A 15,543-nucleotide genomic window follows, 5' to 3' on the forward strand; every position below is an offset into this window, starting at 1 on the left:
CGCGCCGCCGCGGACGCGGCCGCCGATGGTGCCGACGTGGGCGTCGCGATCGCGGACGCGCTCGCCGCACCGGGCCCGGCGCCCGACCCGAAGCGCCGGCCGCGATGGGGCCGTCGTACGCACGTCGCGAGCCGGGGCGCAGTCCGGGCGTGGGGTGCGTTGTCGGCCGCCTGGAGCGTCGCCGTCGCGGCGGGCGCGCCGCTCGGCCCCGCGCTCGGTTCGCTGGCCGAGCTGCTCCGCTCCGACGCCGAACTCGAGCGATCCGTCGAAGCGGCGTTCGCGGGGCCGCGGGCCAGCATCCGTCTCGTGCAGGCGCTGCCTCTCGTCGCCGTCGCGTTCGGCCTCGTGCTGGGCTTCGATACCGCCGGGGTGCTCCTGGGCTCGCCGCTCGGCATCGGCTGCCTCGCCGCCGGGATCGTGTTCCTCGCGGCCGGCCGACACTGGAACGGCCGGCTCGCCGCCGCAGCGCTGCGACGTCCCGTCGCTCCCGGACTCGGCTGCGAGCTCGTCGCGGTCGGGATGTCGGGCGGTGCGGCCGTCGAGTCGGCGCGGTCCGTCGCGGAGCGAGTGCTGCGCGAGCGGCTCCCCGACGCCGACGGCGACCGCGAGGCCGTCGACGCCGTCCTCGACTTCGCCGCCCGGGCCGGCGCCCCGACCGCCGCCCTGCTGCGCGGTGAGAGCGCGAGGCTTCGGCGCGTCGCCCGGGCAGCGGGGGTGCTGCGCGCCGAACGGCTCGCCGTGCGCCTCCTCATCCCGCTCGGCGTGTGCATCCTCCCGGCCTTCGGGCTGCTCGGGGTGGCACCGCTGCTCATCTCGGTCGTCGCCGGCACCCTCGGGGCCGCGCCGTGACGACCGCCCGCGACTCGTGCCGAACGATGCCGGCGATGCCGGTCCATAGGAAAGGAAGCCCATGCCCACCCTCACCGCCCCCGTGCACACCTCCACGAATCCCGGTGCCGTCCGAACCGCGCGCGACGACCTCGCCCGCGCGCTCCGACGAGATCTCCCGTCGCTCCTGCCCGTGGAGCGCGGGATCTCCGCCGAGCGCGGCGCCGCGACCGCCGAGTACGCCGTGGCGACCATGGCCGCCGTCGGCTTCGCGGGACTGCTCGTCGTCATCCTGCGCGGCGACGAGGTTCGCACGATCCTCACGGATCTCGTCCGGAATGCCCTCACGGTCTCGGTCTGAACCCGGCGACCGGGGGAGCGTGACGGCGGAGTTCGCCGTCGCGCTCCCCGCGGTCGCGCTCGTGCTCGCGGCGTGCCTGGCCGCCGTGCAGTTGGTCGGCGTCCAGGTGCGGCTCTCGGACGCCGCCGCGGACGCGGCCCGTGCGCTCGGCCGCGGCGAGTCGGTCGGGGTCGCCGCCGGGATCGCGGAGCGGGTCGGCGGCGCCGAACGCCTCGATTCCCGAGCCGACGGCGACTTCGTGTGCGTCACGCTCGCGCGGAGCGGCGGCGTACTGCTGGCCGCGGTGCGGTTGCAGGCCGAGTCGTGCGCGCTCGCCGGCGGGCGGTGAGGGGCGTGATGCGGAGCGCGACGGCGAGGTGGGCGGTGCCGAGCGGCGAACGCGGCGCGGCGAGCATCCTCGCGATCGGGCTCGTCGCGCGGTCCTCGCGTTCGTCGCGGTGCTCGTCCCGCTGCTGACGACGTCGGTCGTGCGGCAGCGCGCCGCGAACGCCGCCGACGCCGCGGCGCTCGCCGCCGCGGACGTCTGGAGCGGAGCCGTCGCCGTCGATCTCACCGCATGCGAGGCCGCGGAGACGGCCGCCCGGCTCGGCGGTGCGGTGCTCGCTTCGTGCGAGGTGGACGAGGGCGGAGCGCAGGTGACGGTATCGCTCGTCTCGGTGCTCGGCGATGTCGTCGCACGCTCCCGTGCGGGACCGCCCGGCGCATCGTGACGGCGATCGTCGACGAACCGACGTGCGGCTCAGTCGAAGTCGGCGCCGGCGTAGCGGTAGTCGACGGCGGACGGCTTGCCGGACGGTTCGTCGTACTCGATGCCGCCGGCGAACGAGTAACGGAGATGCTTGCCGACCTCGACCGGGATCGAGAGCTGCGACTTCGGCTCGCCCGATTCGGTGAGTTCGGTCGAGAACGTGCGTCCCTCGAGCGGGCCGTCGAGGAGCTTCGCCGTGTAGCTGACTGCGGTGTCCATGGCGCCATTGTGCACCGCCGGAGCGCCGTCTTCGAGGGAATCTCGACGAATCGTCAGGCGGCGGCGACCGCCTGCCGCCCAGTCGCACTTCCGGCAGGGGGTCGGATGGTGTGTGTATGGTGTGCCTGTCGGAGCGACCACGGCTCCGTCAGCGGGAACTCGCTCGGGGGCGCGGGGTCCGAACGCATTCGCACGCCTCCCTTGCGGGAGCGGAAACCAAGGAGTCTGGTGCCAGGAAAGACGCTGGTCATCGTCGAGTCGCCGACCAAGATGAAGTCGATCGCCCAGTACCTCGGCGACGGCTACGAGGTGCTGTCCTCGGTCGGCCACATCCGAGACCTGATCGACACCAAGAACCTGCCGCCCGAGCTCAAGAAGGGCTCGCTCGGCAAGTTCTCCGTCGACGTCGAGAACGGCTTCGAACCGTATTACGTCGTCTCCGACGGCAAGAAGAAGGTCGTCGCCGAACTCAAGCGCGCCCTCAAGGACGCCGACGAACTCCTGCTCGCCACCGATGAGGACCGCGAGGGCGAGGCCATCGCGTGGCACCTGCTCCAGGAGCTCAAGCCCAAGGTCCCGGTCAAGCGCATGGTGTTCCACGAGATCACCAAGGACGCCATCCAGAAGGCCAAGGACAAGACGCGCGAACTCGATGTCGCCCTCGTCGACGCCCAGGAGACCCGACGCATCCTCGACCGCCTCTACGGCTTCGAGATCTCGCCGGTGCTCTGGCGCAAGGTCGGCCCGGGCCTCAGCGCCGGCCGCGTGCAGTCCGTGGCCACCCGTCTCGTCGTCGACCGCGAGCGCGAGCGCATCGCGTTCGTGTCGGCCAACTACTGGGACCTCACCGCGACGTTCTCGACCGAGGCGGCCGGCAGCGCCTTCGATGCGCGGCTCGTGCGCGTCGGCGGTCAGCGCGTGGCGTCGGGCCGCGACTTCGACGACAGCGGCGCGCTCACCGGCAAGGCCGTCGTCCTCGACGAGCCGACGGCCCGCGCGCTCGCCGCAGCGCTCGAGGCGCCCGTCGCACCCAAGCGCGTCTCCTCGATGGAGACCAAGCCGTACTCGCGCCGCCCCGCGGCGCCGTTCACGACGTCGACGCTGCAGCAGGAGGCCGGCCGCAAGCTCCGCCTCTCGGCGCGCGACACCATGCGCGTGGCGCAGTCGCTCTACGAGAACGGCTACATCACCTATATGCGCACCGACTCGAACTCGCTCTCGCAGCAGGCGATCGCGGCGGCGCGGGCGCAGGCGACGGCCCTCTACGGCGCCGACAGCATCCCGGACAAGCCCCGCACGTACGCCGGCAAGTCCAAGAACGCGCAGGAGGCGCACGAGGCGATCCGTCCCTCGGGCGAGGTGTTCCGCACGCCCTCCGAGGTGCAGAGCGCGCTGCGCGGCAACGAGTTCAAGCTCTACGACCTCATCTGGAAGCGCACCGTCGCCTCGCAGATGGCGGATGCCAAGGGCCAGACCGCGACCGTCACGATCGAGGTCGGGCCGACGGCGACGGATGCCCCGGCGCCCGCCGACGCGACCGCCCCGGTCGCCGCCACCACGGCCGAGTTCACCGCGAGCGGCACGGTCATCACTTTCCGCGGCTTCCTCGCCGCCTACGAGGAGAGCCGCGACGAGGACCGCAACACCGACGACGATGCGAAGGACGCCAAGCTCCCCGTGCTCGTCGAAGGTCAGGCGCTCGGACTCGACGAGCTCGAGGCCAAGGGCCACGACACGACGCCGCCGCCGCGCTACACGGAGGCGAGTCTCGTCAAGCGGCTCGAGGAGCTCGGCGTCGGCCGTCCCTCGACGTTCGCGTCGATCATCTCCGTCATCCTCGACCGCGGCTACGTGAGCCTGCGCGGTCAGGCCCTCGTGCCGAGCTGGACGGCCTTCTCGGTCGTCCGCCTGCTCGAGGAGCACTTCGGCGACCTCGTCGAGTACGACTTCACCGCCGAGATGGAGGACGACCTCGACCGCATCGCCGCGGGTGAGGCCGACCGCGTGGACTGGCTGAGCGAGTTCTACTTCGGTTCGCCGAAGCATCCGGGCCTGCGCGTCGTCGTCGACAACCTCGGCGAGATCGACGCCCGCGAGATCAACTCGGTGCACGTCACCGACGACATCACGCTGCGCATCGGCAAGTACGGTCCGTACCTCGAGGTCGTCGACCCCGATGCCGCCCCGGACGCCACCCCGCGCCGCGTGAACCTGCCCGAGGGGCTCGCGCCCGACGAGCTCACGGTCGCCAAGGCACGCGAGCTCGTCGACGCGCCCGTCGCGGGCGACCGCGTGCTCGGCGTCGACCCGGCCACCGGCCACGACCTCGTCGTCAAGGACGGCCGCTTCGGCCCCTACGTCACCGAGGTGCTGCCCGAGCCGGAGGGGCAGGTCGACCCTGCCACCGGCGAGGTCGTGCCGGCCAAGCCCAAGCGCGGCGCGAAGGCCGCCGCCAAGCCGCGCACCGCTTCGCTCTTCAAGTCGATGTCGCCCGACACGGTCACGTTCGAACAAGCGCTCGCGTTGCTCTCCCTGCCGCGCGTCGTCGGCGTCGACCCGGAGTCCGGCGCGGAGATCACCGCCCAGAACGGCCGCTACGGCGCCTACCTCAAGAAGGGCGCGGACTCGCGCAGCCTGCCGGACGAGGATGCGATCTTCTCCGTCGACCTCGCGGCGGCGCTCGAGCTCTACGCGCAGCCGAAGTACGGCGCGCGACGGGCATCCAGCGCGCTCAAGGAGTTCGAGGCCGACCCGGTAAGCGGCAAGCCGATCAAGGTGAAGGACGGCCGCTTCGGTCCGTACGTCACCGACGGTGAGACCAATGCGACGATCCCGCGTGGCGAGGACGTCGAGGGCATCACGTTCGAGCGCGCCGTCGAGCTGCTGCAGATCAAGCGCGACAAGGGGCCGGCGAAGCCGCGCACGACGACGCGCAAGGCGCCGGCCAAGAAGCCGGCCGCGAAGACGACGGCGGCCAAGTCGACCGCGACCAAGTCGACGACCGCGACCAAGACCGCGGCCGCGAAGAAGACGACGGCGACCAAGACGACTGCGGCGAAGACCACCGCGGCCAAGCCGACCACGGCATCGAAGCGGGCGAAGCCGGCGGGCGAGCAGTGACGGGCGGCCGCGGCCGCTTCATCACGTTCGAGGGCGGCGACGGCGCGGGCAAGACCACGCAGTCGCGGCTTCTCGCCGACCACTTCGCGGCGCAGGGGCGCACCGTGGTGCACACGCGGGAGCCCGGCGGCACCGATTTCGGCGTCGAGGTGCGCGAGATAGTGCTGCACTCGCGCAGCCACATCGACCCGCGCGCGGAGGCCCTGCTCTACGCCGCCGATCGCGCGCACCACGTCGCGACGGTCGTGCGTCCCGCGCTCGAACGCGGCGACGTCGTGCTGCAGGATCGCTACTTCGACTCGTCCGTCGCCTACCAGGGCGCGGGTCGCGTGCTCGACGCGGGGCAGATCCGGGACCTCTCGATCTGGGCGGTCGACGGCCTGCTGCCCGACCTCACGATCCTGCTCGACCTCGACCCGTCGGCCGCCCGCGCACGCCTCGACGTCGCGCGCACGCGCTACGACCGGCTCGAGGCCGAGGCGGCGGAGTTCCACGAGCGGGTGCGCGCCGCCTTCCTCGACCTCGCGGCCGCGGAGCCCGAGCGATTCCTGGTCGTCGATGCCGCGCTGCCCGTCGAGGAGATCGCCCGTATCGTCCGCGAGCGCGTCGACGCGAGCGCGTGATCGGGACGGCGAGGATGCGCATCGCGATCGGTCGCGGGCGCGCGACATGCTGCGCTCGGATGCCGGGCCGCCGCGCCCGTCGTCGGCGCTGCTTGTTAGCGTTGATGCCATGAGCGTCTGGGACGAATTGACGGGACAGGCCGCGGCCATCTCGGTGTTCCGGGCCGCTGCATCCTCCGACGGCTCCGATCAGGCGATGACGCACTCGTGGCTCATCACGGGCCCGCCCGGTTCGGGCCGCTCGAACCTCGCGTACGCGTTCGCGGCGGCGCTCATCTCCGGCGACCCCGACGGCGACGAGCCGACCCGGGTGCAGGTCGAGGCGCGCACGCATCCCGATCTGCACGTGCTCGCGACGCAGGGCGTCATCATCAAGCGCGACGACGTGCGCGACATCGTCAAACGCTCGCACTACGCGCCCTCCGTCGGCCGCTACCGCGTGATCGTCGTCGAGGACGCCGACCGCATGACCGAGCAGACCTCGAACTTCCTGCTCAAGGAGCTCGAAGAACCGCCGGAGCGCACGGTCTGGTTGCTCTGCGCTCCGAGCGAGGCCGACCTCATCCCGACGATCCGCTCCCGGGTGCGTTCCGTGCGCCTCGGCGTGCCGACCGCCGCGGAGGTCGCCGACCTGCTCGTGCGGCGCGACGGCGTCGAGCCCGAGCTCGCACTGCGGGCGGCCCAGGAGGCGCAGTCGCACATCGGCATGGCGCGCCGCCTCGCCACGAGCCCCGAGGCCCGGCAGCGCCGGGAGGAGACGCTCGCCCTCGCGCTGCGCATCGACTCGACGTCGACCGCGGTGCTCGCCGCCGCGAAGCTGCACGGCATCGCGGGCGACGACGCGAAGGCCATCACCGCGCTCCGCGACGAGGAGGAGCGGGCGAATGCGCTGCGCTCCCTCGGCGTCGCCCCGGGGCAGGCCGTACCGCCGGCGCTCCGCTCCCAACTCAAGGCGCTCGAGGACGAGCAGAAGCGGCGGGCCACGCGATCGCTCCGAGACGGCATCGACCGCATCCTCGTCGACCTCGCGTCGCTCTACCGCGACATCCTGCTCGTGCAGCTCGGATCGGGCGTCGATCTCGTGAACGAGGCGGCCGCCGGCTCCATCGCGAAAGCCGCGGCCCAGGCCGAACCGACGGCGACGCTCGCGACGCTCGACGCCATCGCCACCGCTCGCGAGCGCATCGAGGGCAACGTGACGCCGTTGCTCGCCCTCGAGGCCATGCTCGTCTCCGCCGTCCGCATCCCCGGGAGAATCGCCACGTGACCGCCACCCGCGCTCGCCGCCCCCTTCGCGCCCGCCGCGGCCTCGCCGCCGCCGGCGTGCTCGCCGCCGCCCTCGTGCTGACGGGCTGCGTGCCGTCGTTCCTCTTCCCGCAGAACCCGGAGCGCACCTCGACGCCGGTGGACGAGGACGTCGACGCCGCGCTCGCGCCGTTCTACGGCCAGGTGCTCTCGTGGGAGGACTGCGAGGACGTCGAGGGGATGCTGTGCGCGACGGCGACGGCCCCGCTGGACTGGGACGACCCGGCCGCGGGCAGCGTCGACCTCGCCCTCGTCCGGCAGCCCGCCTCGGGCGACAAGCTCGGCTCGCTCCTCGTGAACCCCGGCGGCCCCGGCGGTTCGGGGTTCGACTTCGTCGCCGACTCGATCGACTACGCCGTCGGCGAGCCGCTCCAGCAGCGCTACGACATCGTCGGGTTCGACCCGCGCGGCGTCGGGCGCTCCAGCGCGATCGCCTGCCTCGACGCGGCCGCCATGGACGACTACCTCTACGGCCTCGCCGAGAACCCCCGCGGCACCGACGGCTGGATCGCCGAGGTCGAGCAGAACGTGGGCGAGTTCGGCGCCGCGTGCGCCGAGAATTCCGGCGACCTGCTCGGGCACGTCGACACGGTGAGCGCCGCCCGCGACCTCGATCTGCTCCGGGCCGTGCTCGGCGACGAGAAGCTCAACTACCTCGGCTACTCCTACGGCACGTTCCTCGGGGCCACGTACGCGGGGCTCTACCCGGAGAAGGTCGGCCGGCTCGTGCTCGACGGCGCCATCGACCCGGCGGCGTCCGACTTCGACGTGACCTCGGCGCAGGCCCAGGGCTTCGAGCAAGCGCTGTCGGCGTACCTCGAGGACTGCCTCGGCCGCGACGACTGCCCGTTCCCGGCATCCGGGGGCGTGGACGGCGCGCTCGCGGACGTGCGCGCGCTCCTCGATTCCGTCGACGCGAGCCCGCTGCGCGGCTCCGACGGCCGTGAACTCGGCGCGGACGCCCTGCTGACCGCGATCATCTACCCGCTCTACAGCCCCGACGCCTGGTCGTATCTCGACGACCTGTTCACCTCGGTCGAGCAGGGGGAGGCGGACTTCGCCCTCGCGCTCGCGGACGCCTACAACGGCCGCGATCCCGACGGCACCTACGCCGACAACTCGACCGAGGCGTTCAAGGCCATCAACTGCCTCGACTATCCGGCAGGCAGCACCGACCCGGCGGAGATGCGGGCGCAGAACGCCGAACTCGAGGCGGCCGCGCCGATCATCGGCACCTACATGGGCTTCGGCGCGCTCGCGTGCGCCGGCTGGCCCGACGAGCCCACGGGCCTCCGCGAGGAGATCCACGCGAACGGCGCCGACCCCATCCTCGTGATCGGCACGACCGGCGACCCGGCGACGCCCTACCAGTGGGCGGTCTCGCTCGCCGACCAGCTCGACTCGGGCGTGCTCGTCAGCTACGACGGCGAAGGGCACACCGCGTACAACAAGGGCAGCGACTGCGTGAACGGCGTCGTCGAGTCTTACTTCCTCGACGGCGACGTGCCGGGCTCCGACCCGAACTGCTGACGACGGGCCCGGGGAGGGTGCGCGTGGTCACCAGCACCCTGTCGCATCCGGTATGCTTGTCAATCGTGCCGCGGAGCACCGCAAGGTTTCCGAGGTCACGCCGCCTTAGCTCAGTCGGCAGAGCGATTCACTCGTAATGAATAGGTCAAGGGTTCGATTCCCTTAGGCGGCTCCACAGGAAAGCCCCGGTTCGCCGGGGCTTTCGCCGTTTCCGGATGCCTCGCCGGGCGCCGGCCGCCGCGCCGGGGACGGTCGCCCCGAACCTAGGATGACCGGGTGGATACCTCGGCCTTCGCGGCGATCACGGCAGGCAAGTACGTCTCGCTGACGACCTTCCGGAAGGACGGCACGCCGGTCGCGACGCCGGTCTGGTTCGCGCTCGACGGCGAGACGGTCGTCGTGCAGACGCCGGCGCACACCGGCAAGCTCAAGCGTCTCCGGCGGGATCCGGCGGTCGAACTCGCGCGCTGCGATGTGCGCGGCCGCATCCGTCCCGGTGAGCCGGTCGCGACCGGCACCGCGTCGATCGTCGCTGACCGGAGCGACGCCGAGCGGCTCCTCGGACTCCTGCGCGAGCGTTACGGGCTGGTCTACCGACTTGCGAACGCCGTCATCGGCGGACGGCCGGGCGAACCCGACGTGCTGCTGCGAATCGAGCTCGGCTGACCCGTCGGACACCGGCGGCCCGGGGCCGCCGGCGTCCGACGGCTCACGGCGCGAGCGAGGGACGCACCGCCTTCGCGTAGGCCGCGTAGCCGAACGCGTTCGGGTGGAAGCCGTCGGTCGGCAGGAGCGCGAAGAAGTCGTTGATCCACGGGCGGGAGCTGCCGATGCCGTGGCCGGCGAAGTCGTCCTCGACGTCGACGAACACGATGCCGTTCGCCAGGGCGCGGGCCTCGAGCGCGTCGTTCAGGATGACCGTCGCGTCGTTCACCTCGTCGGCGTACTGGTACTTGGGATTCACCCCGGCACCGTTCTCGTGGAACAGCAGCGGGTAGCCGGTGAGCACGACCTTCGGGGCTTTCGCCTTCGCGGCGAGGATGACCGCGTCGATGCCGGCGGCGAACTCGGGCGTCTGCGCGCCGGCGGCGCCGGCGGCGATCAATGCGGGGCAGACGGCGGGGTCGGGCACGACGAAGCACGAGTACATGACCGCGACGAAGCCGACGTCCTGGCCGCCCACGCCGACGGAGATCGCGCCGAGGCCGCTCGGCAGGGTGTTCACCTGGGCGAGCGTCGCGGGGATGTCGGCGCCGCTGCAGGCAGGGAAGGCGGCGAGCTTGATCCGGAGGTCCAGGGTGAGCAGCTTCGGATAGGCGAGTGCACTGCGGCTGCAGGCCTTGTCGGCGTAGGGCCGCGCGCCGGTTCCCGCGGCGAACGAGTCGCCGACTGCGGCGTACTGCAGCTGCTGCGGCGGAGTCCACTTCGTCGCGGCGGCCGACGCCGGTCCGGCGGGTCCGGCGATCGCCGCGGCGATGAGCCCGAGGCCGGCGATCGCGACGGCGAGGCCGCGCCCTCGTCGGGATCGTGGCCGGTCTGATTCGGCGGCGACTGCAGTGGATTCGGCCATGATCGGCTCCGCTCTCGCGATTTCGCGGTCACCGGGCTCGGCGCCGCGGCCCGTCGGCGCGGGCTCGCTCCCGTGCGGACGTCCAGGCGCACCGTAGTGCAGAAGGTGAGGATTCCGCAGTATCTGGTTTTCCGGATTCGTCCGGATCCGATGCCGTCTCGAGGTCAAGGCGCCATCGGCACCGCGAAGAGCCGGTCGTCCCCGTCGGCGGGGGAGCCGCGGCCGTCCGTCTCGTTCGAGAGGAACCAGAGCCGTCCGTCCGGGCCGAGCACCGCGTCGCGCAGTCGGCCGTAGGCGCCGCCGAAGTGGTCGGCGCGCTCGCCTGGCCGAGCAGCGGGCACCGCGCGCAGCACTTCGCCGCGAAGATTCGCGAGGAACACGGTGCCGCCGACGACCGCGAGTCCGGAGGGGCTCGCCTCGTCGGTCGACCACTGCTGCACGGGGTCGACGAACCGGGCATCCCCGCCGACGCCCTCGACGGTCGGCCAGCCGTAGTCCGCCCCGGCGCGGATGACGTTGAGTTCGTCCCACGTGTTCTGGCCGAACTCGCTCGCCCACATCGTGCCGTCCGCGCTCCAGCCGAGCCCCTGCACGTTGCGGTGCCCGAGCGAGAACACGGGCGAGCCCGGGAACGGGTTGTCGGACGGCACCGAGCCGTTCGGCGCGAGCCGCAGGATCTTGCCACCGAGGTAGCCCGGGTCCTGCGCCCGCTCGGGCTGCGCGGCATCGCCCACGCCGGCGTAGAGCAGGCCGTCGGGGCCGAACGCGATCCGCCCGCCGTTGTGGTTGCCGGCCGAAGGCAGACCGTCGATGAGCGTGGTCGGGGCGCCGAGCCCGAGGGAACCGGCCGAGCCGGTCAGCGGATACCGCTCGATGCGGTTGCCCGAAGCACTGGTCGAGTAGACGTAGAGGTCCCGCTCGCGGACGGCGAGCCCGAGCAGCCCGCCCTCCCCGCCGTGCACGACGCCGGTGACCTCCGCCACGACGCGCGTGGTGCCGGGCCCGATCTCGAGGATGCGTCCGGTGTCGCGCTCGGACACGAGGGGCGTCTCGCCCACGAAGACGAGCGACCACGGCGCATCCAGGCCGACGGCGACGACCGCGGGCTCGCCCGCCGGCGCGACCTCGGCGGGCGGCGGCGCGGGGGTCGGACTCGGCGTCGCCGTGGGGACCGGGCTCGGCGAGGGCGCCGGGGTGCTCGGAGTCGGCGAGGCCGTGCCGGTGGGCGTCGGCACGGCGCACCCGGCGAGCAGGATGCCCGAGAGCACGAGCATCCCGAGCGCGCGTCGGCGTGAGGCATCCATGGCCCGACGCTACGCGGGCGGAACGGCCCCGTCGAGCGGCCCCGGCGGCCCCTCGTCCGTCGACCTCGGCCCGCGGCGTCCCCCACCCGGGGGACTCGCCTAGGCTGTCCGTCATGACCGAACGACTTCGATGGGGAATCCTCGCCACCGGCGGCATCGCCCACGCTTTCACGAGCGACCTCGTCGCCAACGGCTTCGACGTGCGCGCCGTCGGCTCGCGCTCCCTCGAGAAGGCGAGCGCCTTCGCGGCGGAGTTCGGCATCCCCAACGCGCACGGGTCCTACGAGGCGCTCGCGGCCGACCCCGAGGTCGACATCGTCTACGTCGCGACCCCGCACCCGTTCCACGCGACCGACGCGACGATCGTGCTCGAGGGCGGCAAGCACGCGCTCATCGAGAAGCCCTTCACGATCAACGCCGCCGAGGCGCGCGCGCTCGCCGACCTCGCCGCGGCGAAGGGCCTCCTCGTCATGGAGGCCATGTGGACGCGCTACCTCCCGCACATGGTCCGCATCCGCGAGATCCTCGCCTCGGGCGTGCTCGGCGAGGTCAAGACGGTCATCGCCGACCACACGCAGGACCTGCCCGATGACCCCGGTCACCGTCTCAACGCGCTCGAGCTCGGCGGCGGCGCACTGCTCGACCTCGGCATCTACCCCGTCTCCTTCACGTGGGACGTCTTCGGGGCGCCGAGCGCGATCCGCGCCTCCGCGACGTTCAAGGAGACCGGCGCGGATGCATCGGTCGCCACGATCTTCGATTACGGCCAGGGGCGCCTCGCGACGACGTTCTCCGCGAGCGACACCTCCGGCCCGAACACCGCCGTCGTGCTCGGCACCGAGGCCCGCATCGAGATCGACAAGGTCTGGTACACCCCGACGACCTTCCGCGTCGTCGCGCCCGACGGGTCCGTGCTCGAGTCCTTCGAGTCCGAGGTCAACGGCCGCGGCATGCACTACCAGGCGCTCGAGGCGGAGCGGCTCGTGGCCGCGGGCGACCTGACGGGCGTCATCCTCCCGATCGACGAGACGGTGGCCGTGATGGGCACGCTCGACGAGATCCGGGCGCAGATCGGACTGCGCTACCCGAACGAATGAGCGGCGAGAACCCCGAGCAGCCCCGAGCGGAGTCGCAGAGCGGTTGGGTCGACCGTTCCGCGCGCGCTCGCCGGCGACGCGACACCGACGTGCTGTCCGCCGGCGGCGGCCCGCTGATCCCGGCCGCGACGGTCGCCCCGGCCGAGGTGCCGAGCGCGGATGCGGCGGCATCGATGCTCGCCGAGCCAACGATGCTCGGATCGGAGGCTGCCGTCCCGCGGCCGTCGGCGGTCCCGGCCGCCCCGCCCGCCGCGGTCGTGCCCGGGGCCTTCGAGGTGCCGGGCGTCCCGTCCAGCGACCCGGAGCCGTCCGTCGCACCGACGACAGGTGCGCCGACCGCGGCACTGCCGACGGCCGCGCCGCCCTCGTCCGGTGCGCCGAGCGCGGCGCCGTCGATGTCCGGCGTGCCGGTCGGCGACGGCGGGATGCTTCGACCGCGCGGTCGCGATCGGGTCGCACCGGTGGAGGACGCGCCGCCGCCGCCCGCTCCATGGTGGCGTGCCGCATCCCCCGCAGCAGCGGAATCGGCACCCCGCGGCAACTCCGAGATCGCACCGGCGCCGGCTGCTCCCGCCGAGGTCGAGGCGGGCGATGCCGGACCCGATCGGGTCGATGACGCCGGCTCCCGTCGTGGACACCGCGAGGCCGCCGCGGCGCCCGCCGTCTCCACGCTGACCGTTCCGTTCGAGCGAGCCGACCTCGCCGCCGCGGCGACGGCCACGGCCGATCGGGCCTCCGCAGCGAGCGGCTGGGTCGACCGCAGTGCCGGACGACGCCAGTCGGCGCCGGCCGAACCCGCCGCACCGGCTGAAGCGGTCGCTCCCACGGTGCCGGCCGAACCCGACGACCCGGCGGAGCCCGCCGCACCGCCCGGACACTTCGAGGCTCCGGCGGCATCCGAACTCCTGGCCGAGCTGGTCCGCGGCCCGGCTCCCGCACCGGCCGTCTCGCCGGCGACCGCCGTGATCGACGCACCCGCCGTCTCGGCGTCGGAGCGGGCATCCGTCGCCGCGACCGAGGCGACGGCGCTCTATCCCAGCCGTCGGGCGCTCCGCGAGGCCGGCGGAGCCCCAGAGCCCGACGTCGGCGCGCGCCCGTCGCAAACGGGCCCGTTCGGCTCGCCCGCCGCGCCCGCCACGACGTCGACCTCGTGGAACCTCGACGCATCGGACTCCGGGCCCGGCGCAGAGCCTGAGCCCGACTCCGACGGGTTCGCCCGGCTGTTCCCGGGACCGACGCGGAACGGCGACCAGGTCGACGCGGAGGCGCACGACGCCGTTCCCGCCGACGCCGCGCCGCCGAGCCGACCGCCGACGAATCGCCCGCCCATCGCCGCACCCGGAGCGACCCCCGGCGAAGTGCTCGACGGCGTCCTGCTGCGACTGCGGGAGCTGTTCGCCGAGCACCGCATCGCCGTGCTCGCGGTCGCGGCCGTGGTGCTCGCGGTGGCCGTCGGCCTCGGCATCCTCGCCGCGAGCGGCGCCGGTGCGGAGGAACCCGCGGCGACCGCACCGGTCGCCGAGCCGGAGCCCGAGGTCGAGGCACCGCGCGCGCAGCCCGCAGTGACGGAACCGGCGCCCCTGCGCACGTGCTCGGTCGCGACCCTCGCCGCCGACCCGCGCCTCGCGGGCCTTCGGGCGCAGGTCGCCGACGCGACGACGGGGGAGGTCTACTACACGGTCGGCGATGCGGCTCCCACCGCCCTCGCCGAGGGGCAGGAGCTGCTCACCGCCGCCGCCGCGCTCGCCGTGCTCGGTGCTGACACCCGTCTCGAGACCGTGGTCGTGAAGGGCTCGGAGCCGGGCAGCATCGTGCTCGTCGGCGGCGGCGACGTGACGCTCTCGCGAACCCCGACGGGCAGCGAGACGGTCTACGCGGATGCGGCGCACCTCGACGCGCTCGCGCAAACGGTGCTGAGCTCCTGGTACGCCGATCCGGCCAACGGCCCGCTGCAGAAGCTCTACCTGGACACGAGCGAGTTCGACGACGTCGACTGGGCGGAGAGCTGGGACGCTGCGGCGCGCAGCACGGGGGAAATGCCCCGGATCTCCGCGCTCGAAGTCGACGGCGACCGAGAGGACCCGTTCGCCGTCGCCTCGGTGCGCGGCGAGGCTCCGGCGCTCCGCGCCGGACAGGCGTTCGCGAGCCTGCTCGGGATCGGCAGCGTCGAGTTCGGCATCGCCCAGCAGGGCGCGCCGCTGCTCGGTTCGGTGCAGTCGCCGAGCGTCGGCAGCCTCGTCGAGACGATGCTGCGCTACTCCGACGGCGCGCTCGCCGAGTCGCTCGCCCGGCTGACCGCGGTCCGCGCCGGCACGGGCGACGCCTTCGACGCCGTCGGCCCGGGCATCGCGGCCGGTCTCGCCGAGTACGGCGTGCCGACCGACGGCCTCGCGCTCGTCGACGGCTCCGGACTCTCCGCGGAGAACCGCATCCCGCTCGCGACGACGACGGCGCTGCTCGCGGCGATCGAGCGCGGCGACGGTGCGCTGTCGCTGCTCGAGGGGGTGCTGCCCGCCTCCGGCGCCCACGGGTCGCCGGCGTTCGACGCACGGTTCTCCGCCGGAGACCTCGACCCGGCGGCCGTGCGCGGGGTCCCCGGCCAGGACGCGACCGGGTTGACCTCCCTCGTCGGCCTCGTGCGGGGCGACGACGGCGCATCGCTTGCGGTCACGGCCGCGGCGGACGCCTCGGCGGGCGACGCGACGGCCACGGCCGCGGCGCTCGACGCCCTCGTCGCCGGTTTCGCCGGTTGCGGCGCGAACCTCGCCGCCGACTGAACGCGGCCCGCACGCCGAACCCGGCCGGTGAGCGCCGACCGGGTCTCGACCGGCCGCGTTC

14 protein-coding genes and 1 tRNA gene are annotated in these 15,543 nt (G+C 73.4%); 12 read left to right on the forward strand and 3 right to left on the reverse strand.

Annotated features, from left to right (window positions below; genetic code table 11):
- From GB864_RS11200 to GB864_RS11215, 4 genes are all read left to right on the forward strand, one after another.
- The coding region (locus GB864_RS11200) for a type II secretion system F family protein (RefSeq protein WP_236779062.1) at nt 1-849 on the forward strand (849 nt) is incomplete at its 5' end.
- A 166-nt stretch (nt 850-1,015) separates the two neighbouring features.
- Complete coding sequence (locus tag GB864_RS18545; RefSeq protein WP_236779063.1) at nt 1,016-1,189, forward strand: DUF4244 domain-containing protein; 174 nt, start codon at nt 1,016-1,018, stop codon at nt 1,187-1,189.
- Nucleotides 1,190-1,208: 19 nt separating this feature from the next.
- On the forward strand, nt 1,209-1,517 hold the full coding sequence (locus GB864_RS11210; protein ID WP_336603967.1) for a TadE family type IV pilus minor pilin: 309 nt from the start codon (nt 1,209-1,211) through the stop codon (nt 1,515-1,517).
- 109 nt (nt 1,518-1,626) lie between these two features.
- Nucleotides 1,627-1,899, forward strand: a complete 273-nt coding sequence (locus GB864_RS11215; RefSeq protein ID WP_202107170.1) for a helicase — start codon at nt 1,627-1,629, stop codon at nt 1,897-1,899.
- Between the two features lie 29 nt (nt 1,900-1,928).
- Here the strand turns inward: GB864_RS11215 and GB864_RS11220 are convergent, their stop codons facing one another.
- Nucleotides 1,929-2,156 (reverse strand): hypothetical protein, encoded by a 228-nt coding sequence (locus GB864_RS11220; RefSeq protein WP_160425064.1) that lies wholly within the window; start codon nt 2,154-2,156, stop codon nt 1,929-1,931.
- A gap of 228 nt (nt 2,157-2,384) precedes the next feature.
- Here GB864_RS11220 and topA point away from each other — a divergent pair, with 228 nt between their 5' ends.
- The 6 genes from topA (at nt 2,385) to GB864_RS11250 (ending at nt 9,400) form a co-directional block, all read left to right on the forward strand.
- Nucleotides 2,385-5,276, forward strand: coding sequence for a type I DNA topoisomerase (gene topA / locus GB864_RS11225; protein ID WP_419672787.1), 2,892 nt, complete (start codon nt 2,385-2,387; stop codon nt 5,274-5,276).
- On the forward strand, nt 5,273-5,899 hold the full coding sequence (gene tmk / locus GB864_RS11230) for a dTMP kinase (protein WP_160425066.1): 627 nt from the start codon (nt 5,273-5,275) through the stop codon (nt 5,897-5,899). Before topA ends, tmk begins: the two co-directional genes overlap by 4 nt.
- Before the next feature lie 109 nt (nt 5,900-6,008).
- Entirely contained in the window at nt 6,009-7,166 is a 1,158-nt protein-coding gene (locus GB864_RS11235) for a DNA polymerase III subunit delta' (RefSeq protein ID WP_160425067.1), read from the forward strand.
- Entirely contained in the window at nt 7,163-8,734 is a 1,572-nt protein-coding gene (locus tag GB864_RS11240) for an alpha/beta fold hydrolase (RefSeq protein ID WP_160425068.1), read from the forward strand. Before GB864_RS11235 ends, GB864_RS11240 begins: the two co-directional genes overlap by 4 nt.
- 99 nt (nt 8,735-8,833) lie before the next feature.
- Nucleotides 8,834-8,909 (forward strand) — tRNA-Thr (locus GB864_RS11245).
- 101 nt (nt 8,910-9,010) lie between these two features.
- On the forward strand, nt 9,011-9,400 hold the full coding sequence (locus GB864_RS11250; protein WP_160425069.1) for a PPOX class F420-dependent oxidoreductase: 390 nt from the start codon (nt 9,011-9,013) through the stop codon (nt 9,398-9,400).
- A 43-nt stretch (nt 9,401-9,443) separates the two neighbouring features.
- Here the strand turns inward: GB864_RS11250 and GB864_RS11255 are convergent, their stop codons facing one another.
- Nucleotides 9,444-10,304, reverse strand: a complete 861-nt coding sequence (locus GB864_RS11255; protein ID WP_160425070.1) for an SGNH/GDSL hydrolase family protein — start codon at nt 10,302-10,304, stop codon at nt 9,444-9,446.
- Nucleotides 10,305-10,468: 164 nt separating this feature from the next.
- A complete protein-coding gene (locus tag GB864_RS11260) occupies nt 10,469-11,608 on the reverse strand; it encodes a PQQ-dependent sugar dehydrogenase (RefSeq protein WP_160425071.1) in 1,140 nt (379 codons plus the stop codon).
- Nucleotides 11,609-11,721: 113 nt separating this feature from the next.
- Between GB864_RS11260 and GB864_RS11265 the strand changes: the two genes are divergently transcribed.
- On the forward strand, nt 11,722-12,705 hold the full coding sequence (locus tag GB864_RS11265; RefSeq protein WP_160425072.1) for a Gfo/Idh/MocA family protein: 984 nt from the start codon (nt 11,722-11,724) through the stop codon (nt 12,703-12,705).
- Nucleotides 12,702-15,482 (forward strand): D-alanyl-D-alanine carboxypeptidase, encoded by a 2,781-nt coding sequence (locus tag GB864_RS11270; RefSeq protein WP_160425073.1) that lies wholly within the window; start codon nt 12,702-12,704, stop codon nt 15,480-15,482. The genes GB864_RS11265 and GB864_RS11270 overlap by 4 nt, the downstream gene beginning before the upstream one ends.
- The last annotated feature ends 61 nt before the right edge of the window (nt 15,483-15,543 follow it).

It is taken from the genome of Agromyces seonyuensis, from assembly GCF_009789225.1.
GTDB classification, from domain to species: Bacteria; Actinomycetota; Actinomycetes; order Actinomycetales; family Microbacteriaceae; genus Agromyces; species Agromyces seonyuensis.